Annotated in this window: 18 protein-coding genes, 1 tRNA gene and 1 pseudogene; 15 read left to right on the forward strand and 5 right to left on the reverse strand. The window is 63.1% G+C overall.

Annotated elements, in window-relative coordinates; all coding sequences use genetic code 11:
• The first annotated feature begins 101 nt into the window (after positions 1 to 101).
• From AC07OJ_RS10920 to AC07OJ_RS10960, 9 genes are all read left to right on the forward strand, one after another.
• On the forward strand, positions 102 to 1127 hold the full coding sequence (locus AC07OJ_RS10920; RefSeq protein WP_106804683.1) for an NAD(P)H-dependent glycerol-3-phosphate dehydrogenase: 1026 nt from the start codon (positions 102 to 104) through the stop codon (positions 1125 to 1127).
• A gap of 10 nt (positions 1128 to 1137) precedes the next feature.
• Entirely contained in the window at positions 1138 to 1485 is a 348-nt protein-coding gene (locus tag AC07OJ_RS10925) for a DUF4389 domain-containing protein (protein ID WP_017846785.1), read from the forward strand.
• On the forward strand, positions 1482 to 1931 hold the full coding sequence (sixA, locus tag AC07OJ_RS10930; protein ID WP_065901506.1) for a phosphohistidine phosphatase SixA: 450 nt from the start codon (positions 1482 to 1484) through the stop codon (positions 1929 to 1931). Before AC07OJ_RS10925 ends, sixA begins: the two co-directional genes overlap by 4 nt.
• Before the next feature lie 85 nt (positions 1932 to 2016).
• The gene (locus AC07OJ_RS10935; protein ID WP_495094520.1) at positions 2017 to 3666 is read left to right on the forward strand and encodes an AMP-binding protein; all 1650 of its coding nucleotides are present in this window, start codon (positions 2017 to 2019) and stop codon (positions 3664 to 3666) included.
• A 31-nt stretch (positions 3667 to 3697) separates the two neighbouring features.
• The gene (locus tag AC07OJ_RS10940) at positions 3698 to 4141 is read left to right on the forward strand and encodes a hotdog fold thioesterase (protein ID WP_201143843.1); all 444 of its coding nucleotides are present in this window, start codon (positions 3698 to 3700) and stop codon (positions 4139 to 4141) included.
• A 97-nt stretch (positions 4142 to 4238) separates the two neighbouring features.
• Positions 4239 to 5042: an alpha/beta fold hydrolase gene (locus AC07OJ_RS10945; RefSeq protein ID WP_495094521.1), complete on the forward strand. Its 804-nt coding sequence runs from the start codon at positions 4239 to 4241 to the stop codon at positions 5040 to 5042.
• Entirely contained in the window at positions 5039 to 5893 is an 855-nt protein-coding gene (locus AC07OJ_RS10950) for an alpha/beta hydrolase (RefSeq protein WP_495094522.1), read from the forward strand. Before AC07OJ_RS10945 ends, AC07OJ_RS10950 begins: the two co-directional genes overlap by 4 nt.
• Before the next feature lie 102 nt (positions 5894 to 5995).
• Positions 5996 to 6814 (forward strand): DUF4892 domain-containing protein, encoded by an 819-nt coding sequence (locus AC07OJ_RS10955; protein ID WP_495094523.1) that lies wholly within the window; start codon positions 5996 to 5998, stop codon positions 6812 to 6814.
• 72 nt (positions 6815 to 6886) lie between these two features.
• Positions 6887 to 7948, forward strand: a complete 1062-nt coding sequence (locus AC07OJ_RS10960) for an AI-2E family transporter (RefSeq protein ID WP_495094524.1) — start codon at positions 6887 to 6889, stop codon at positions 7946 to 7948.
• A gap of 31 nt (positions 7949 to 7979) precedes the next feature.
• Here AC07OJ_RS10960 and AC07OJ_RS10965 read toward each other — a convergent pair whose 3' ends face one another.
• Together AC07OJ_RS10965 and AC07OJ_RS10970 are read right to left on the reverse strand one after the other, a co-directional pair.
• Entirely contained in the window at positions 7980 to 9014 is a 1035-nt protein-coding gene (locus AC07OJ_RS10965; protein WP_065901483.1) for a sensor histidine kinase, read from the reverse strand.
• Positions 9014 to 9778: a response regulator gene (locus tag AC07OJ_RS10970; protein ID WP_120450674.1), complete on the reverse strand. Its 765-nt coding sequence runs from the start codon at positions 9776 to 9778 to the stop codon at positions 9014 to 9016. Before AC07OJ_RS10970 ends, AC07OJ_RS10965 begins: the two co-directional genes overlap by 1 nt.
• Before the next feature lie 259 nt (positions 9779 to 10037).
• Here AC07OJ_RS10970 and pyrF point away from each other — a divergent pair, with 259 nt between their 5' ends.
• On the forward strand, positions 10038 to 10736 hold the full coding sequence (pyrF, locus tag AC07OJ_RS10975) for an orotidine-5'-phosphate decarboxylase (RefSeq protein ID WP_065901481.1): 699 nt from the start codon (positions 10038 to 10040) through the stop codon (positions 10734 to 10736).
• 103 nt (positions 10737 to 10839) lie between these two features.
• Here the strand turns inward: pyrF and AC07OJ_RS10980 are convergent, their stop codons facing one another.
• Entirely contained in the window at positions 10840 to 11847 is a 1008-nt protein-coding gene (locus AC07OJ_RS10980) for an NADP-dependent oxidoreductase (protein ID WP_262134534.1), read from the reverse strand.
• Between the two features lie 230 nt (positions 11848 to 12077).
• Between AC07OJ_RS10980 and AC07OJ_RS10985 the strand changes: the two genes are divergently transcribed.
• The 4 genes and pseudogenes from AC07OJ_RS10985 to AC07OJ_RS11000 all read left to right on the forward strand — a co-directional run bounded on the left by AC07OJ_RS10985 (position 12078) and on the right by AC07OJ_RS11000 (position 16539).
• Complete coding sequence (locus AC07OJ_RS10985) at positions 12078 to 12839, forward strand: SDR family oxidoreductase (RefSeq protein WP_065901475.1); 762 nt, start codon at positions 12078 to 12080, stop codon at positions 12837 to 12839.
• A 204-nt stretch (positions 12840 to 13043) separates the two neighbouring features.
• The gene (locus AC07OJ_RS10990) at positions 13044 to 14456 is read left to right on the forward strand and encodes an aminotransferase-like domain-containing protein (RefSeq protein WP_495094525.1); all 1413 of its coding nucleotides are present in this window, start codon (positions 13044 to 13046) and stop codon (positions 14454 to 14456) included.
• Between the two features lie 997 nt (positions 14457 to 15453).
• Positions 15454 to 15633: pseudogene (locus AC07OJ_RS10995) on the forward strand (HAMP domain-containing protein); the annotation flags it as partial.
• A 201-nt stretch (positions 15634 to 15834) separates the two neighbouring features.
• The gene (locus AC07OJ_RS11000) at positions 15835 to 16539 is read left to right on the forward strand and encodes a methyl-accepting chemotaxis protein (protein WP_410017422.1); all 705 of its coding nucleotides are present in this window, start codon (positions 15835 to 15837) and stop codon (positions 16537 to 16539) included.
• A gap of 34 nt (positions 16540 to 16573) precedes the next feature.
• Here AC07OJ_RS11000 and AC07OJ_RS11005 read toward each other — a convergent pair whose 3' ends face one another.
• Positions 16574 to 17386 carry an alpha/beta fold hydrolase gene (locus AC07OJ_RS11005; RefSeq protein ID WP_106804675.1) on the reverse strand — a complete coding sequence of 271 codons (813 nt, stop codon included), beginning with the start codon at positions 17384 to 17386 and terminating at the stop codon, positions 16574 to 16576.
• 472 nt (positions 17387 to 17858) lie between these two features.
• The gene (locus AC07OJ_RS11010) at positions 17859 to 18629 is read right to left on the reverse strand and encodes a hypothetical protein (protein ID WP_495094526.1); all 771 of its coding nucleotides are present in this window, start codon (positions 18627 to 18629) and stop codon (positions 17859 to 17861) included.
• 359 nt (positions 18630 to 18988) lie between these two features.
• Between AC07OJ_RS11010 and AC07OJ_RS11015 the strand changes: the two genes are divergently transcribed.
• Positions 18989 to 19061: transfer RNA gene (locus tag AC07OJ_RS11015), tRNA-Glu, on the forward strand.

Raw genomic sequence — 19061 nt, forward strand, 5'->3', positions numbered from 1 at the left:
GCATTTTCCGACAAGCGTACGAATTCATACGGGGGCTGGCCGCAAGCGGGTCGCTCCGTATAATGCCGCCATCGCCACTGGTATGGATTAACGGATTGCATATGACTGAACAGCGCCCTATTGCGGTCCTGGGAGGCGGAAGTTTTGGTACCGCCGTGGCTAACCTGCTGGCTGAGAACGGCCATCCGGTACGGCAGTGGATGCGTGATCCCGAGCAGGCCGAGGCCATTCGGGTGCACCGCGAAAATCCGCGTTACCTCAAGGGCATCAAGATTCTTCCCGGGGTCGAGCCGGTTACAGACCTGCTGGCCACCCTGACCGAGTGCGACCTGTGCTTCGTCGCCCTGCCTTCCAGCGCCTTGCGCTCGGTGCTGGCGCCGCACGCCGACCGGTTGGCGGGCAAGCTGCTGGTCAGCCTGACCAAGGGCATCGAGGCGCAGACCTTCAAGCTGATGAGCGAGATCCTCGAAGAGATCGCCCCGCAGGCGCGCATCGGCGTGCTCTCCGGGCCGAACCTGGCGCGGGAAGTGGCCGAGCACGCGCTGACCGCCACCGTGATCGCCAGCGAAGATGAAGCGTTGTGCGAGCGCGTGCAGGCGGTGCTGCATGGCCGCACCTTCCGCGTCTACGCCAGCAGTGACCGCTTTGGCGTCGAGCTGGGCGGCGCGTTGAAGAACGTCTACGCGATCATCGCCGGCATGGCCGTGGCGCTGGGCATGGGCGAAAACACCAAGAGCATGCTGATCACCCGCGCCCTGGCAGAAATGACCCGCTTTGCGGTGAACCAGGGCGCCAACCCGATGACCTTCCTCGGGCTGGCGGGCGTGGGCGACTTGATCGTCACCTGCTCGTCGCCGAAAAGCCGCAACTACCAGGTAGGGTTCGCCCTCGGCCAGGGCCTGAGCCTGGACGACGCGGTGACGCGGCTCGGCGAAGTGGCCGAAGGGGTCAACACCCTCAAGGTGCTCAAGGCCAAGGCCCAGGAAGTCGGCGTGTACATGCCGCTGGTCGCCGGGCTGCACGCGATCCTGTTCGAAGGGCGCACCTTGAACCAAGTCATCGAGTTGTTGATGCGGGCCGAGCCTAAAACCGATGTCGATTTTATTTCCACCAGTGGTTTCAACTGAGGAACGCGTCATGAACGATCCCAAAGCAGCCCCCAAGTACGAGTCGATTGCCCTGCGCATCCTGTGGATGCTGGTGTTTGCCCTGGTGTGGCAAGTCGCGCAGTTCCTGCTCGGCGCGTTGGTGGTGGTGCAACTGATCTACCGCCTGGTCTACGGCGCCCCGAACCTGGGCCTGATGAACTTCGGCGACAGCCTCAGCCAATTCCTCGCGCAGATCGGCCGTTTCGGCAGCTTCCATACCGAGCAGAAGCCCTGGCCTTTCGCCGATTGGCCAACCCCACGCGCACCAGAGGGCGAGGCCGCCCACAGCGTGCCGCCGGCACCGCACCCGGTGCGCGATGAAGAGCCGAAACTGTGAAGCTCTGGGTCTTGCGCCACGGCGAGGCCGAAGGGCATGCACGGTCGGACGCCGAGCGTAACCTCACCGAGCATGGCCGCGCCGAAGTGTTGCGCAGTGCTGCGCACCTGATCGGCCAGCCGCTCAGCGCCATCCTCGCCAGCCCCTATGTGCGGGCGCAACAGACCGCGCACCTGGTGCGCGAGGCCTTGGGCTTCCAGCCGGAGATTCGCACGGTGCCGTGGCTGACCCCCGACGGCAACCCGCAGCAGGTGCTGGAAAAACTCGACACCGATGACAACGTGCTGCTGGTCAGCCATCAGCCACTGGTCGGCAGCCTGATCAGCTTTCTGCAGCATGGCCATCTGCGCCAGCCGCAGCCGATGTACACCGCCAGCCTGGCGGAACTGGAAGGCGACTTCCCGCTGGCGGGGCTGATGAGCCTGGTCAGCGTGAACAATCCGTAGGCGTTATCGCGGCTTTGTGTGTGCTATATAGTCAACCGAGCAAGTGCTTGGTTGGCTATCGTCGGACCACAAAGGAGCGCGTCCCATGCCCGTCGCTTTTCGTTTGCCGTTGCAGGTCTTCTTCGAACGTGAAGCGCGGCATCCGCGCAAGACTTTGCTGGTGCAGCCCGTTGGCGGGGGAGTCGTACACTCCCTCACCTGGGGTGAAGTCGGCCACCAGGCCCGTTGCGCCGCGCACTGGCTGCGCGCGCGCGAGCTGCCCGCCGGTTCGCACATTGCCCTGATCTCGAAAAACTGTGCCCACTGGATCATCGCCGACCTGGCAATCTGGATGGCCGGGCATGTCTCGGTGCCGCTGTACCCCAACCTGACTGCCGACTCCGTCGCCCATGTGCTGACCCATTCCGAGGCGGCCCTGGTGTTTATCGGCAAACTCGACGACTGGCCCGCCATGGCCCCCGGGGTCGCCGCAGGCGTGCCGACAGTCAGCCTGCCGCTATGCCCGGCGGGCGCATTCGACTTCAGTTGGGACGACCTGCAAGCCTGCCCGCCGATCGAGGATGAGCCACTGCCCGCCGCGTCGAACCTGGCCACCATCATCTACACCTCAGGAACCACCGGCCTGCCCAAAGGCGTGATGCACAGCTTTGGCGCCCTGGGTTTTGCGGCCACGCGCGGCACCGCGTTGTTCGGTTTGGGCGAGGACGACCGCCTGCTGTCCTACCTGCCGCTGTGCCACGTGGCCGAGCGGATGTTTGTGGAAATGGCGGCGATCTACACCGGGCAAACCGTGTTTTTCGCCGAAAGTCTCGACACCTTTCTGGCTGACCTGCGCAGGGCCAGGCCGACCGCGCTGTTCGGGGTGCCGCGGATCTGGACCAAATTCCAGCTGGGCGTCTACGCCAAGATCCCGCAAAAACGCCTCGACACCTTGCTGCGCCTGCCGTTTATCGGCAAGCGCGTGGGCCACAAGGTGCTGGCAGGCTTGGGCCTGGATGCATTGCGCATTGCGCTGTCCGGCGCAGCGCCGGTGCCCGAGGCGTTGCTGCGCTGGTATCAGCGCCTGGGCCTGGATGTGCTTGAGGTGTATGGCATGACCGAAAGCTGTGGCTACTCCCATGTCTGCCGCCCCGGCCAGCAGACCCTCGGCTGGATCGGCCTGCCGTGCCCGGAGGTCGAGGTGCGTATCGACCCAACCGGCGAAGTGCAGGTGCGCAGCGGTGCGACCATGCTCGGCTATTTCAAGGACCCGGATAAGACCGCCGAAACCGTCACTGCCGACGGTTTCCTGCGCACCGGTGACAAGGGCGAGCAGGACGCCGACGGCCGCCTGCGCCTGACCGGGCGACTCAAGGAAATCTTCAAGACCAGCAAAGGCAAGTACGTGGCCCCGGCGCCGATTGAAAACCGCCTGGCCGAGCACGCGCGCATCGAGCAGGTGTGCGTGGTCGGCGATGGCCTGACGGCGCCGATGGGCTTGTGCGTGCTGTCGGCCCCGGGCCAGGACCGGCAGGCGTTGCAGGCCAGCCTGGAGCGCTGGCTGGAACAGGTCAACGCGGTGCTGGATAAGCATGAGCGCTTGCGCCAGCTGGTGGTGGTCAAGGACAACTGGGCCGTGGAGAACGGCTTCCTGACCCCGACCTTGAAGATCAAGCGCAACGTGATCGAGTCGACTTACGGCGCACAGTTCCCCGACTGGAGCGCGCGCACCGAGGCGATTGTGTGGCAGGATTAGGGGCGTAATAAAACCAATAAGGACACTGTGTATGAGCTTGTGGCGCACCCAACCGAATATCGAGCAACTCAATGCGATTCAGAAAAACACCATCGGTGAACTGCTGGATATCCGCTTTGAAAGTTTTGACGATGAGTCCCTGACCGCCAGCATGGTGGTCGATCACCGCACCCATCAGCCCTATGGCCTGCTGCATGGCGGTGCGTCGGTGGTGCTGGCCGAGAGCGTCGGCTCCATGGCCGCCTACCTGTGTATCGACCCGAGCAAGTTCTATTGCGTCGGCCTTGAGGTCAACGCCAACCACCTGCGCGGTGTGCGCAGCGGGCGCGTGACGGCGGTGGCCAGGGCCATCCATATCGGCCGCACCACCCAGGTGTGGGACATTCGCCTGACCAGCGACGACGGCAAGGCCAGTTGCGTATCGCGCCTGACCATGGCCGTGGTGCCGCTGGGCGAGAACCCGCCGACGCGATAGGTGTGGCGTGAGTGTCATCATTCCTGGCGGTTACAGTCATTGCTGTAGGGCGCCGGCGTGGTGACAATCAATCTCTGTATTTGTCGATGGGTCCGCTATGTCGCAGCACGTGTTTTTCGCCCATGCCAATGGGTTTCCTTCGGCCACCTACGGCAAGCTGTTCGCCGCCCTGGCCCCGGAATACGCGGTGGCTCACCTGCCGCAGCACGGTCACGACCCCCGGTTTCCGGTGGACGATAACTGGCAGAACCTGGTGGACGAGTTGATCCACCATCTTGAGCAGCAAGCGGAACCGGTGTGGGGCGTGGGCCATTCCCTCGGTGGCGTGCTGCATTTGCACGCGGCCATGCGCTGCCCGCAGCTGTACCGCGGGGTGGTGATGCTGGATTCGCCGGTGCTGACCCGTGCCGACCGCTGGGTGATTCGCGCCGCCAAGCGCTTTGGCTTTATCGATCGCCTGACCCCGGCCGGGCGCACCTTGGGTCGGCGTGAAGAGTTTTCCGACCTGGACGCCGCGCGCAGCTACTTTGCCGGCAAGACGCTGTTTCGCGGCTTCGACCCCGAATGCTTTGACGCTTACCTGCAACATGGCCTGCAGCAGGTCGGCGATCGCCTGCGCCTGCGCTTCGACCCCGCCACCGAAATCAGCATCTACCGCGGCGTGCCCCACACCAGCCCGGGCCAGGTGTGTCAATTGAAAGTGCCGTTGGCGGTGGTGCGCGGCCGGCAGAGCAGGGTGGTGATGCGTCACCATGCCAGCGGCGTCGGGCGCCTGCCCATGGGCGAAATGCTCACCATGCCCGGCGGCCACATGTTTCCCCTCGAGCGCCCACAGGACACCGCGACCCTGATCAAGAACCTGTTTGCCCGCTGGCAAGCCCGCGAGCGCAGTTGCGCATGAGTACGCCCGTCGAAGAAGTGCGCCTGAGCCTGCCGCATATCGAGTTGGCCGCCCATCTGTTCGGCCCCGAGGACGGCGTGCCGGTGATCGCCCTGCATGGCTGGCTGGATAACGCCAACAGCTTCGCGCGCCTGGCGCCGAAGCTTGCCGGCTTGCGCATTGTCGCCCTCGACATGGCCGGGCATGGACACTCGGCGCATCGTCCTGCAGGCGCCGGGTATGCCTTGTGGGATTACGTGTTTGACGTGCTGCAAGTGGCCGAACAGTTGGGCTGGAAACGTTTTGCATTACTTGGCCACTCCCTTGGCGCCATCGTCTCGCTGGTGCTGGCCGGAGCCTTGCCCGAGCGCATTACGCACCTGGGATTGATCGACGGCGTGGTCCCGCCCACCGCCAGCGGCGAGAGCGCCGCCGAGCGGCTGGGCATGGCCTTGCAGGCGCAATTGAACCTGCAGGACAAGCGCAAGCCCGTCTACGGCACCCTGGATCGGGCGGTTGAAGCGCGCATGAAAGGCGTGGTGGCCGTCAGCCGGGAAGCTGCCGAACTGCTGGCCCAGCGCGGTTTGATGCCGGTGCCAGGGGGGTATACCTGGCGCACGGACAGCCGCCTGACGCTGGCATCGCCGATGCGTCTGACGGATGAGCAGGCGATGGCTTTCGTGCGGCGTGTGACGTGCCCGACACAGTTGGTGGTCGCCGCCGACGGCATGCTGGCGAAACATTCCGAATTGCTTTCTCAGCTGCCTTTCTCGGTCACCACGCTGCCGGGCGGCCATCATTTACACTTGAATGATGAGCCCGGCGCAGCTCTTGTTGCAGACTGTTTCAATCGGTTCTTCTCCACGCCTTGACTTGGCGCGGTCAACTGCCGAGGCTGGGCGGATTGAAAGGGAGTCAACCATGTACGATCTCAACACCGCTGCGACCTCCGATGGCCAGGGCTCACCGATCCGATGAGCCTGGGTAAAGGATGTATCCGCTTCCTCGGGCTGTGTGCTTTCAGCCCTCTGGTATTCGCCGCCGACGTACCGGGCAGTCAGGACCTGCCCAGCGTAGCTCGCCAGGTCGACGCACAAATCGTGGATTACCGCCCCGCTGAAGAAAAGGAACGTATCTACCCCATGGGCGCGATCCGCAAGATCAGCGGCCAGTTGCGTTACGAGGGCCAGGCCACCGCCCGTGGGCAAGCCACGGCGATCACCTATGAACTGCCCGCCGAGCACACTTCCAGCGCCGCGTTCACTGCGACGCGCGAAGCGTTGCAGGCCAAGGGGGCGCAACTGTTGTTCTGGTGCCAGGCCCGCGATTGCGGCGAGAGCAGCCTGTGGGCCAACGAAGTGTTCGGCAATGCCAAGCTGATGGGCGCCGATGGCCAGCAGGAATACCTGCTCTTGCGTCTCGCAGCCCCGCAGGATAATTCGCTGGTGGCGCTGTACGGCATCACCCGCGGCAATCGCCGCGCCTATCTGCATGTGGAACAACTGGACGCCAACGCGCCACTGGGCGACCTGCTGCCCACCTCGGCGACCCTGTTGCGCGAGTTGAAAAGCACTGGCGAGCTGGATTTCCCCACGTTGGGCGGCGAGCCTGACGACACCTGGCTGACCCTGATCTCCCGCGGCTTGAACCTGGACGCCACGTTGCGCGTCAGCCTGACCGGCGCCAACGCCGAAGCCTGGCGCCAGGCCCTGGTCGACAAAGGTGTGCGCGCCGCGCGCATGGAAACCGGCACCGCTGAAGCCAAAGGCCTGCACCTGCATCTGATACGCTGACCGTTACAAGGCGGACGGACCCGTGCCGTTCGCCTAAGCTCTCCTCCTACAGCCTTTTTCTAGAGATACCCCATGCTCAATAACGATCGCCTGCTGGTGCAAATCCTGCTGCTGGTGCTGTTCGGTGCCAGCTTCTGGGTCATGGCGCCGTTCTGGTCGGCGCTGTTCTGGGGCGCGGTGCTGGCGTTTGCCAGTTGGCCGGTGATGCGCTTGCTCACGCGCGCGCTGGGCGGCCGTGAATCCCTGGCGGCCGGGATCCTGACCCTGGTCTGGATGCTGCTGGTGGCGGTACCGCTGGTGTGGCTGGGCTTCAACCTGGCGGATCATGTGCGTGATGCGGTGGCGTTGATCAAGGATATTCAGGTCGACGGCTTGCCCGAAGCCCCCGCGTGGCTGGGCTCGATCCCGGTGGTTGGCGAGCGGCTGGTGGCGATGTGGGACAGCATCGACCAGCAGGGCGCGGCGCTGATGGTCAGCATCAAGCCGTACCTGGGGCAGGTCGGTAACTGGTTGCTGGCGCGCAGTGCGCAGATCGGCGGCGGCATCCTCGAACTGACCCTGAGCCTGGTGTTCGTGTTCTTTTTCTACCGTGACGGGCCGCGCCTGGCCGTATTCGTACACCGTCTGCTGGAGCGGTTGATCGGCGAGCGTGCCGGTTACTACATCGAACTGGTGGCCGGCACGGTACAACGGGTGGTCAACGGTGTGATCGGTACGGCGGCTGCCCAGGCCTTGCTGGCGCTGATCGGCTTCCTGATCGCCGGTGTCCCGGGCGAGCTGGTGCTGGGCATCGTCACCTTCCTGCTCAGCCTGATCCCGATGGGCCCGCCGCTGGTGTGGATCCCGGCCACCGCCTGGCTGGCGTGGAAGGGCGACTACACCTACGCGGTGTTCCTGGGGGTGTGGGGCACGTTCATCATCAGCGGCGTGGACAACGTGCTCAAGCCTTACCTGATCAGCCGTGGCGGCAACCTGCCGCTGGTGATCGTGCTGCTTGGGGTATTTGGCGGGTTGATTGCCTTTGGCTTTATCGGCCTGTTCATCGGCCCGACCTTGCTGGCAGTGGCGTACAGCCTGCTGATGGATTGGAGTGCAACCCAGGCGCAAGGGCGGCGCGAAGACACCCGTTCATAACCCGCAGGAGCCGGCAAGCTGGCGCCTGCGTTCAGGCGCGGGGCAGCCACATCACGGCGGTCAAGCCGCCGCCCGGGGTCTCTTCCAGGGTCAGGCTGCCGCCCAGGCGCTCGGCGGCTTCCTTGGAAATCGTCATGCCCAGGCCGACGCCGCCGGAATTGCGATTGCGTGAACCTTCCAGCCGATAGAACGGTTCGAACACGGCCTCACGCTTGTCGGCGGCAATGCCCGGGCCATGGTCGATCACGCGGATGACCAGCGCATCGCGGCTGTCCGACAACTCGACGCGCGCCGTGCCGGCATAGCGCAGGGCATTGTCGATCAGGTTGTTGAGGCACGAACGCAAGGCCATCGGTTGCACCTGCAAGGGCGCGCAGGTGCCGGCAAATTGCACATCGGAGCCCTGATCCTGGGCGTTCTCGCTCAACGACTCCACCAGCGCCTGCACATCCAGCCAATGCCGGGTTTCGCTGGTGCGTTGTTCGTGCAGGTAGCTCAACGTGGCGTCGAGCATGCCGATCATGTCATTCAGGTCCTGGCGCATCTGCCCTTGCAGCTTGACGTCGTCGATCTGCTCCAGGCGCAGCTTGAGGCGTGACAGCGGGGTGCGCAGGTCGTGGGAGACGGCACCGAGCATGCGTGCGCGTTGGCTGACCTGCTCGCGGATGCGTCGCTGCATCAGGTTGAAAGTCGATGCTGCCTGCTTGGCCTCTCGCGGGCCCAGTTCGTCGAGGGGCGGGCTGTCGAGGTCCAGGCTCAGGCGTTCGGCGGCTTCACTCAGGCGCTGGATCGGCCGGCTCAGCAACTTGGCGCCATACCAGGCGGCGATGATCAGCGAGATGAACTGGAACGTCAGTGGCACTGCCGGGCCGTTGAACCAGGAGCGCTTATGCTTGGGCAACAGCTTCATCGTGCCGTCCGGCTGCTCGACGAAAGTGCCCTGCGGCGGTGGCGGCGGTGGACCGTAATGGTGAAACCAGAAGAACCCCAGCAGGTGGGCCAGCACAATTGCCACCAGCAACACGCCGAACAGCCGCCCGAACAGCGTGTTGAAGGGGGCCCGCATCAGCCGATATCCCGGGCGTCGAACAGGTAGCCTTCGCCACGCACGGTCTTGATCAGTTGCGGGGCCTTCGGGTCATCCCCGAGTTTTTGCCGCAGGCGCGACACCAGCAGATCGATGCTGCGATCAAAGGCTTCGATCGAACGGCCACGGGCGGCATCCAGCAATTGCTCACGGCTCAATACCCGACGCGGGCGCTCGATAAACACCCACAGCAGGCGGAATTCGGCATTGGACAGCGGCACGACCAGGCCATCGTCGGCCACCAGTTGACGCAACACACTGTTGAGCCGCCAGTTATCGAAGCGAATATTCGCGCGCTGCTCGGTGCGGTCATCCCGCACTCGGCGCAGGATGGTCTGGATGCGCGCCACCAACTCGCGCGGCTCGAACGGCTTGGACATATAGTCGTCGGCCCCCAGTTCCAGGCCGATAATGCGGTCGGTGGGCTCGCAGCGGGCGGTGAGCATCAGGATCGGGATGTCCGATTCGCCGCGCAACCAGCGGCACAGCGACAGCCCATCCTCACCCGGCAGCATCAGGTCGAGCACCACCACATCAAAGGTTTCGGCTTGCATGGCTTGGCGCATCGCTGCGCCGTCGGTCACGCCGGTCGCGAGAATATTGAAGCGCGCGAGGTAGTCGATCAGCAGTTCGCGGATCGGCACATCGTCGTCAACGATCAGCGCGCGGGTGTTCCAGCGCTTGTCATCGGCGATCGCCGCGCCTTTTTGCTCGTCATTTACAGGGACGGAAGGGGTATGCATAGTGCGATCATCTGCCTGGTTGTTGCGGTCAGCATAGGCGCCCAGCCCCATGGCTGGAAGTGCTGGTCGGTGGGTCGTGCGGGCGAGGCTAGCCCTGGGGCGTGTTGGGCGCATGTCGTGAATGTATCAATTTTGAAATAATTCCCGGAAATGCCCGACTGACGGCGGTTGGTCAGTATTTACCGATCATCGGATCCCGCAACGGCGCCGCTTGCGCTACAATCCGCGCCGATTTCGACTTGCCTGAGAGCCCATTCCAATGTCCGCCTGCCAGACTCCTATCATCGTCGCCCTGGATTACCCCACTCGTGACGCCGCACTGAAGCTGGCTGACCAGTTGGACCCCACGCTTTGCCGGGTCAAGGTCGGCAAGGAACTGTTCACCAGTTGCGCCGCGGAAATCGTCGGCACCCTGCGTGACAAAGGGTTCGAGGTGTTCCTCGACTTGAAATTCCACGATATCCCCAACACCACCGCCATGGCGGTCAAGGCCGCCGCCGAAATGGGCGTGTGGATGGTCAATGTGCACTGCTCCGGCGGCCTGCGCATGATGAGTGCCTGCCGGGAAGTGCTGGAGCAGCGCAGCGGCCCGAAACCCTTGCTGATCGGCGTGACCGTGCTTACCAGCATGGAGCGCGAAGACCTGGCCGGCATCGGCCTGGATATCGAGCCTCAGGAGCAGGTCCTGCGCCTGGCCGCCCTGGCGCAGAAAGCCGGCCTCGATGGCCTGGTGTGCTCGGCACTGGAAGCCCAGGCCCTGAAGGCTGCGCATCCGTCGCTGCAACTGGTGACCCCAGGCATTCGCCCGGCCGGCAGCGCCCAGGATGACCAGCGCCGCATCCTCACGCCTCGCCAGGCACTGGATGCAGGTTCCGACTATCTGGTGATCGGTCGCCCGATCAGCCAGGCGGCTGATCCGGCCAAGGCGCTGGCGGCGGTGGTTGCCGAGATCATGTAAGCGCTGACCGCAGCGCCTCGGTGTCGCTCAAACACCGAGGCGCCTGCATCGCGGGCAAGCCCGGCTCCCATATAACAGTGGCAACCGGACTGTCTGTGGTATGTCAGCTGACCTTGAGCACCAACTTCCCAAAGTTCTCGCCGTTGAACAGCTTCATCAACGTTTCCGGGAACGTCTCCAGACCTTCCACGATATCTTCCTTGCTCTTGAGCTTGCCCTGCGCCATCCAGCCGCCCATTTCCTGGCCGGCAGCGGCGAAGTTGGCGGCGTGGTCCATCACCACGAAACCTTCCATGCGCGCGCGATTGACCAGCAGTGACAGATAATTGGCCGGACCCTTCACGGCTTCCTTGTTGTTGTATTGGCTGATTGCACCGCAAATCACCACGCGCGCCTTCAGTGCCAGGCGGCTGAGCACGGCGTCGAGAATGTCACCGCCGACGTTATCGAAATACACATCGACCCCTTTGGGGCACTCGCGCTTGAGGGCAGCAGGCACGTCTTCGCTTTTGTAGTCGATGGCGGCGTCGAAGCCCAGTTCATCGACGAGGAACTTGCACTTGTCGGCGCCGCCGGCAATGCCTACCACGCGGCAGCCTTTGATCTTGGCGATCTGCCCGGCAATGCTGCCCACCGCGCCGGCGGCGCCGGAGATCACCACGGTCTCACCGGCCTTGGGCGCCCCGGTGTCGAGCAGGGCGAAGTAGGCGGTCATGCCCGTCATGCCCAAGGCCGACAGGTAGCGCGGCAGCGGGGCAAGCGTCGGGTCGACCTTGTAGAACCCGCGCGGCTCGCCGAGGAAGTAATCCTGCACCCCCAGCGCGCCATTCACGTAATCGCCTACGGCAAATTTCGGGTGGTTGGAGGCAATCACCTTGCCCACGCCCAGCGCGCGCATGACTTCACCAATGCCCACTGGCGGAATATAGGACTTGCCTTCATTCATCCAGCCACGCATGGCCGGGTCGAGGGACAGGTATTCATTGCGTACCAGCACTTGCCCGTCCTGGGGCGTGCCAACCGGCACTTCCTGGTAGGTGAAGGTATCCCGGGTGGCTGCGCCGACCGGGCGCTTGGCGAGCAGGAATTGACGGTTGGTCTGGGCGGTCATGGCAGCGACTCTTCTGGAAATGAACCTCAAGTGATAGACCTTGAACGCGCGCGGGGCAAGGTTGACCGAGGCTGCGAATGCCCGCCGATAGGCCTTGCTGATAGTCATGCAGTGGGCCTTATCACTGCGATTCATGCAGCCCCAACCGGCCTTCTGATAGTGCTGACGCGCCCAGCGCGGCGTTGGCTAGACTCGGCCCACGGCTATTTTTCCCACAGGATATCCCCCCCATGAGCATGACGTTTTCCGGCCAGGTCGCCCTGGTCACTGGCGCCGCCGCCGGTATTGGCCGCGCTACCGCGCTGGCCTTCGCTGGCGAAGGCTTGAAAGTGGTGGTTGCCGACCTGGATGTGGCCGGCGGTGAAGGCACCGTCGCATTGATCCAGCAGGCCGGAGGTGAGGCGCTGTTCGTGCGTTGCAATGTCACCCTTGAGGCAGACGTGCAACAACTGATGGCGCAGACCGTTGCTGCTTATGGCCGCCTGGATTACGCCTTCAATAATGCCGGGATCGAGATCGAGAAGGGCAAGTTGGCGGACGGCAGCCTGGATGAGTTCGACGCCATCATGGGTGTCAACGTCAAGGGGGTGTGGCTGTGCATGAAACACCAGCTACCGCTTCTGCTGGCCCAGGGCGGCGGTGCGATCGTCAACACGGCGTCTGTGGCGGGGCTGGGGGCCGCGCCGAAAATGAGCATTTACGCCGCCTCCAAGCATGCCGTGATCGGCCTGACCAAATCGGCGGCCATCGAGTACGCGAAGAAGAAAATCCGCGTCAATGCCGTCTGCCCGGCGGTGATCGACACCGATATGTTCCGGCGAGCCTATGAAGCCGACCCGCGCAAAGCCGAATTTGCCGCGGCCATGCACCCGGTCGGGCGCATTGGCAAGGTCGAGGAAATCGCCAGTGCGGTGCTCTACCTCTGTAGCGATGGCGCTGCATTCACCACTGGCCAGGCACTGGCGGTGGACGGTGGCGCAACCGCAATCTAGGACCTCGCGCGGCGCCCCAATCGAAAAGGGATTGGGGGGCTGTGGGGTATTTCCAGAGCTGGCAAAGTGCCGCGCCCGAATGTGTATCACCAGGTAAATAACCTAATAAAATCAATAATTTAATAAATCTTAGCAGCCGGTCATGACGGCCTTCTGTGCTTAACTCTTTGGGGTTGAATAACAGACAGTTGAAGTGAGTGGCTCATGGATTTAGGGATCGATCGACAAGCCCTTGTACCGGTGGTGCAGCAAATCGTCAGCGCCGTGGCGGAGTGGATTCGCAGGGACGGGGTAAGCCCCGGCACGCGCCTGCCGTCCGTGCGGCAGTTGGCCCTCGATAACCTGCTCAGCCAGTCCAGCGTGATCGAGGCATTCGAACGGATGGTCGCCCAGGGCGTATTGGCTGCCAGGCCGGGCTCAGGCTTTGTGGTGGCCCCCCCGACCGCGCTGACCGAGGGGCACTGGTATGAAGGCGCGGAGCGGGAGTGGGGCGCCTTTGCCGATAACCCGCTGGGAGAGCTGAAGCTCGGCTGTGGCTGGTTGCCGGATGCCTGGCGCGAAAGCGATGACATCAGTTACGCGATTCGCGAAGTCACCCGTACCGACACGGGCGGCCTGTTCAACTACAGCACGCCCCTGGGCCTGGCAACGCTGCGCGAGCAACTGCTCAAGCGCCTGTCCCGCATGCATATAGTCACCAGCCTCGACCGTATCCTTACCACTGGCGGCGCCAGCCACGCCCAGGACCTGCTTATTCGCACGTTGCTCAGGCCCGGTGACAGTGTGGTGGTTGAAACCCCCGGTTACGGCAACCTGTATCGGCAACTGGCGTTTCACGGTGTGCGGTTGCTGGAAGTGCCGCGTACCCGCGCAGGCCCGGACATCCCGGCGCTGGAAGCCCTGTTGCAGCGCCATCGGCCCAGGTGCCTGTTCATCCACAGCCTGTATCACAATCCCACCGGCACCAGCCTGAACCGCGCAGTGGCCGAGCGTCTGCTGGAGTTGGCGGGCAGCAAAGACTTCCTGATCATCGAAGAAGATGTCTACGGCGACTTGCAGCACGCCAGTTGCACGCGACTTTCGGCGTTGCCCCATGATGATCGGGTGATCTATGTGGCGAGTTTTTCCAAGTGCTTGAGCAGTGCCTTGAGAGTCGGCTACCTCAGTGCCAGTACGGCGCTCATCGAGCAACTGGCCAGCCTCAAGACCCTGACTGGTTTCGGCACCTCGCGATTTGCCGAGGCGGTGGTGGCCACGCTGCTGGCCAATGGCACGTACCGCAAATGGGTGCAGCGCTTGCGCAAGCGGTTGAGTATTGAGATGGCCGCGACCCTGCAAGTCCTCGAGGATGAGGAGTGGGAGGTGTTCGCGGTGCCGGCCGGCGGTATGTTCGTGTGGGCGCGGCCAGGCGCCGGCGATCGTTCGCGGTTGCAGGCCTGTGCGCGGCGGCTCGGGGTGTTGCTGGCGCCTGGCGCGTTGTTCAATCCAGGCGGTGAACCCAGTGATTGGCTGCGCATCAACGTGGCCTACGCGGCTGACCAGCGTGCCCAGGCGTTTTTCCGGGCCCTGGGGCCCGCCAGATCGACCTCGACCATTCTGAAAACGACGAGCAAGTAGCTTTTTGCCATTATTCAGGCGCCAACGTCTTGTGCTCAGTGCCCTGGGGTTGCCAATCTCGCTTCTGGTCAACCGGGCTTGATGGCATCTGCCATTGCAAGAGGATGCAAGTGCAATGATTTCGGGCGTGCAACGACGTTTCGCCAACCTCGGTATGGCGAAAAAGCTGGGCTTGGGGTTCACCTTGGTACTGCTGCTGACGGCCGTGGTCGCGGCCATTGGCGTGTGGTCCCTGCAGACCGTTGGGCAACGCTTCGAAGGCCTCACGGCGATGTCATCGCTCAACAGCGGGTTGCTCAAGGTGCGCCTGATCGAACAGGACTACGCGCTGCACGCCGACCCCAAGGCGGTCGACGCCCTGCACGCCAGTGTCGACGCCTTGGCCGCCCAGGCGGCGAGCCTCAAGGCGCAGTCCGCCGCGAATGGGCCGGTGATGAGCGATGTTGAACAGGCCCTGGCCGCCTACCGCAAGGCCTTCGATGAATTCGTCGAACTGACCCAGACCAAGGACCTGGCGCTGGAAATGGCCAGTTGGTCGGTGTCCAGCGTGGCCAATAACCTCGACGTGTTGCAGGCCGGGCTGGCGGAGGACGGCGCGTATGGCTTGAAGGAAAGCCAGGGCAAGGAGGGCGCCGAATTCATTGAGCAGGCCGGGCAGGTCAGCCAGGTCTCGCGCCTGATGCTGCAGGCGATGAACGAAGCCCATGTGCGCCTGGACCAGAGCCGCAAGGTGGATGCGGACGACGCCGAACAAGGCAAGATCGAGCAGGCCGACCAGGCCCTGGCCCAGGTCGAACAACTGAAAACCTCGGTCAAGGACCCCGGTTATCAAACGGTGCTCAACGAGGTCTCCGGGCACATTGCCGCGTTCAGCGAGAAACTCGCTGAGTACACCGGCCTGCTGGCACAGGAAAAAGGCGTCTATAAGCAGCTGCGCGATCGCGCCGAGCAAGTGGTCAGCCGCGTCAACCAGGCGTATGACGCCGAAGACCAGTCGATGCAGGCGCAGCTGAAGAAAAGCGCGCTGCTGATCATTGGCTCGTCGGCCCTGGCCCTGCTGGTGGGCTTGATTGCGGCCTGGGTGATTACCCGCCTGATCGTTGCGCCGCTGCACAGTGTGATTGCCGTGGCCCAGCAGATTGCCGCCGGCGATCTGAGCGGGCGCATGGAGGTCACTCGCCGTGATGAAATCGGCCAGCTGATGCAGGCGATGCAGCAGATGGGCAATGGCCTGAGCCAGATGGTCAGCGGCCTGCAGGCGGGTATCGAGCAACTCGCCAGCTCGGCGCATTCGCTCTCCAGCGTCACCGAGCAGACCAATGTCGAGGTCAGCAGCCAGAAGGAAGAAACCGAGCAGGTGGCCACGGCCATGAACCAGATGACCGCCACCGTGCATGACGTGGCGCGCAATGCCGAAGAGGCCGCGCAAGCCGCGCAGACCGCGGACGACAAGGTCGACTGTGGCCAGCAGGTGGTGCGCCAGAGTCTGCAGCGCATCGAGCTGCTCGCCACCTCCAGCACCCATGCCAGCGCCAGCATCGAGAGCCTGAGTGCCGAGATCCAGAACATCGGCACGGTGTTGGGTGTGATCAAGAGCGTCGCCGAGCAGACCAACTTGCTGGCCCTCAACGCGGCTATCGAAGCCGCCCGCGCGGGTGAGCAAGGGCGTGGCTTCGCCGTGGTGGCCGATGAGGTGCGGGCGTTGGCCAAGCGCACCCAGCAATCCACCGAAGAAATCGAACGGCTGGTCAGCACCTTGCGCAACGCGGCGCAGTCGTCGGTGCAGCAGATCCAGCAAAGTGGCGAGCTGGTGAAACTGGCCGTCAGCGACGCGCTGGAAACCGAAAGTGCGCTGGGCAGCATCGCGGTGGCGGTGTCACTGATCCAGCAGATGAACCAGCAGATTGCTGCCGCCGCCGAGGAGCAAAGCTCGGTGGCCGAAGAGATCAACCGCAGTGTCACCAGCATTCGTGCCAGTGCCGATCAATCGGCATTGAGCATGCAGGGCAACGCTGCGTCGAGTATCCAACTGGCGCAGCTGGGTGCGGAGCTCAAGGGGATGGTCGGGCATTTCCGGCTTTGATCGCCGTCTGGTTACCGCGATCAAAACGCCGGAGTCAGGTGTGGCTGGCCAGGAAAGTCAGCAACGCGCCATTCACGAACTCCGGATTTTCGCGGCTGGAAATATGCCCGGCACCTGGAATCAGCACCAGTGGGCAGCCAATCGACTCGGCCATTTCCCTGGCCTCGGCCGGAGGGCGCGGCTGGTCTTCTTCTCCACACATCACCAGCGTTGTAGCGGGGCTGAGCTTGTGCAACTGATCGAGGATATCGCTGCGACCAAAGGTGACGCGGCCCAGTGGCACGATGCTGTCACGCAGCTGCTCTGCGGAGAAGCCTGTCAGAGTGTGGCGGAAACCCTTGTACAAGGTCGATTCACGATCGATTCCCGGCCGAAAGAAAATCGGCGCGACGATATCCAGCAAATGCTCCGGGAAGTGGCCTGCGTCTTCGATCATCTTCAATAGCGAGAAGTAGTAGTCGCGGGTTGCCTGAGGTTCTGCGCCCAGATACGTGTCCATCAGCACCAGGCTATTGATCCGGCCGGGCTCCTTCAACGCCAGGCGTGCCCCCCACATGCCGCCGACCGAAAGGCCGACCAGATTGACCTTGTCGATCTGCAGGTGATCCAGCAAACGCAGTGCCTGGTCGGCCAGATCGTCCAGGGACTCAGTGGTCTCGGGCATCTGGCCCGATTGGCCATGGCCCCATAACTCAGGGGCGATCACTCGATAATATTTCGCCAGGGCGTTGATCTGCGGCGCCCACATGTCGCTGTTCCACAGGTAGCTGGAACCCAGCAGGACGACCGGGCCGGTGCCTTGGTCGACGTAGTGCAGCGGTTGTCCATCGATAACGGCGACAGGCATAGCGGGCCTCTGACTTTACGGAGTTAGGGGCACGTTTTTACCCTAGTCGGGGGCGGGGGGATAGATGCACATTGATGGCATTTTGTGGCAAGCGGCGTGTTTTGGGTGAGGGGTTGATGGGGTGGGTGAGGGGGTGTTGTGGATGAGGGGTTATTGGGGGAGTGGGGATTGTTGTGTAAGAGGGTTTGTTGGGATGAATGGGGTTGTTGTGGATGAGGGTTGTTGAGGTGAATGGTGTTGTTGTGGATGAGGGGCTGTTGTGGCGAGCGGGCTTGCCCCGCGTTGGGCTGCGAAGCGGCCCCAAAATCAGGCAGTGAGGGGGCAACTGAAACACCGCGTTTTGCTGAGATGGGGCTGCTTCGCAGCCCAACGCGGGGCAAGCCCGCTCGCCACATGAAGCGTTCTTGCCACAAGAGTTGGACTCGCCTCAGCAAGCCCAGCTGCCTCAACGAGCGGCCCGCAGTACGGCCACTCAGTCGTAGATGACTTTCTTTTTCCACTCGGCGTCGGCGTCGACCACTTTGAGGCCTTCGGTCAGCTCGTTGACTTCATCTTCGGCCGGCTTGCTGTTGGTCAGCACTGTCGAGTTGGCCTTGGCCAGTTGCGCTTCCAGATGTTGCAGCTGCGCGCTGTAGATCACCGGTTCCGGCTGTTTGCGCAAGTACTGCACGCCACGCTCGAACGCCAGGCGGGCCTGGCCCGGTTGGCCTTGTTGCAGGGCATGCTGGCCAAGGTTGTTGAAGAACTCGATGTGCAGCAGCACCAGGATATGGCGAATTTCCTTGATCCAGTGCTTGGCTTCGTTGGTCGGCAGGAAGCCGTCCTGGGCGGCGCGGGTGACTTGGCCGTGCAGGGCTTCGAGCAGGAAACGCACATCCTTGGCCTTGGCTTCGGTCTGGATCGGGGCGGGCGGGTTGGCCACCGGGATCGACTCGCCCTGGGCCACCAATGCATTCAACTCGGTGATCCGGGCCTTGATCGGTGCGCTGGTCTTGTTGAGATTCAACAGGCGCTGGTTGACGTTGAGTTCCAGGCGGGTCAGCAATAATTTGAGCGCCGGCGTCATCAACTGGCCGGGGAAGGTCTCGGTGATTTCACCGCAACGGCGCAGGCGATCATTGAGCTCGATCTCGGTGCGCTTCTTTTCCAGCTTGTTGTTTTCCACCACGTGGTTCATGTAGCCAATGGCGATCAGTATTACGATCCCGGCTATTACCAGCAGGGTGATCATGAGTGGTGTCACCGGTGTGACCTCTTTATAGGGTTTGCTGTGGAGTGTAGAGACTGAGGCATCCGCCGGATAGGACTGAGCGACCAGTTGCCCGGGTAGTTTCTTCTATATAGGTAAGGCGTTCCCTGCATGGATGCACATTGCCATCATTTGCTGGAGCGAACTATAGCGCCTTGTGGTGCGCCAGAATATAGGCGTCAAAGCCCTAACGGGCAGAATGCCCGCCGGGGCCCGCAAAGCAGGGCGAAGTCATTGATTTAAATAAATTTATCCTTGGGGGTTGACGACCTTTCAATCCATCCATAGAATGCGCGCCACTTACAGCGTAAAGCACACAGCGAAACGCGGTAGGGAGTGAATGTTGTACGTGTGTCCCCTTCGTCTAGTGGCCTAGGACACCGCCCTTTCACGGCGGTAACAGGGGTTCGAGTCCCCTAGGGGACG

It is taken from the genome of Pseudomonas sp. GW821-FHT09C08 (assembly GCF_059418125.1).

What these genes read in the sequence shown, in the direction of transcription:
- AC07OJ_RS10920 (WP_106804683.1), top strand. Translation starts at nt 102, where the DNA reads ATGACTGAACAGCGCCCTATTGCGGTCCTGGGAGGCGGAAGTTTTGGT.
- AC07OJ_RS10925 (WP_017846785.1), top strand. Translation starts at nt 1,138, where the DNA reads ATGAACGATCCCAAAGCAGCCCCCAAGTACGAGTCGATTGCCCTGCGC.
- AC07OJ_RS10935 (WP_495094520.1), top strand. Translation starts at nt 2,017, where the DNA reads ATGCCCGTCGCTTTTCGTTTGCCGTTGCAGGTCTTCTTCGAACGTGAA.
- AC07OJ_RS10940 (WP_201143843.1), top strand. Translation starts at nt 3,698, where the DNA reads ATGAGCTTGTGGCGCACCCAACCGAATATCGAGCAACTCAATGCGATT.
- AC07OJ_RS10945 (WP_495094521.1), top strand. Translation starts at nt 4,239, where the DNA reads ATGTCGCAGCACGTGTTTTTCGCCCATGCCAATGGGTTTCCTTCGGCC.
- AC07OJ_RS10950 (WP_495094522.1), top strand. Translation starts at nt 5,039, where the DNA reads ATGAGTACGCCCGTCGAAGAAGTGCGCCTGAGCCTGCCGCATATCGAG.
- AC07OJ_RS10955 (WP_495094523.1), top strand. Translation starts at nt 5,996, where the DNA reads ATGAGCCTGGGTAAAGGATGTATCCGCTTCCTCGGGCTGTGTGCTTTC.
- AC07OJ_RS10960 (WP_495094524.1), top strand. Translation starts at nt 6,887, where the DNA reads ATGCTCAATAACGATCGCCTGCTGGTGCAAATCCTGCTGCTGGTGCTG.
- AC07OJ_RS10965 (WP_065901483.1), bottom strand. Translation starts at nt 9,014, where the DNA reads ATGCGGGCCCCCTTCAACACGCTGTTCGGGCGGCTGTTCGGCGTGTTG.
- AC07OJ_RS10970 (WP_120450674.1), bottom strand. Translation starts at nt 9,778, where the DNA reads ATGCATACCCCTTCCGTCCCTGTAAATGACGAGCAAAAAGGCGCGGCG.
- pyrF (WP_065901481.1), top strand. Translation starts at nt 10,038, where the DNA reads ATGTCCGCCTGCCAGACTCCTATCATCGTCGCCCTGGATTACCCCACT.
- AC07OJ_RS10980 (WP_262134534.1), bottom strand. Translation starts at nt 11,847, where the DNA reads ATGACCGCCCAGACCAACCGTCAATTCCTGCTCGCCAAGCGCCCGGTC.
- AC07OJ_RS10985 (WP_065901475.1), top strand. Translation starts at nt 12,078, where the DNA reads ATGAGCATGACGTTTTCCGGCCAGGTCGCCCTGGTCACTGGCGCCGCC.
- AC07OJ_RS10990 (WP_495094525.1), top strand. Translation starts at nt 13,044, where the DNA reads ATGGATTTAGGGATCGATCGACAAGCCCTTGTACCGGTGGTGCAGCAA.
- AC07OJ_RS11000 (WP_410017422.1), top strand. Translation starts at nt 15,835, where the DNA reads ATGACCGCCACCGTGCATGACGTGGCGCGCAATGCCGAAGAGGCCGCG.
- AC07OJ_RS11005 (WP_106804675.1), bottom strand. Translation starts at nt 17,386, where the DNA reads ATGCCTGTCGCCGTTATCGATGGACAACCGCTGCACTACGTCGACCAA.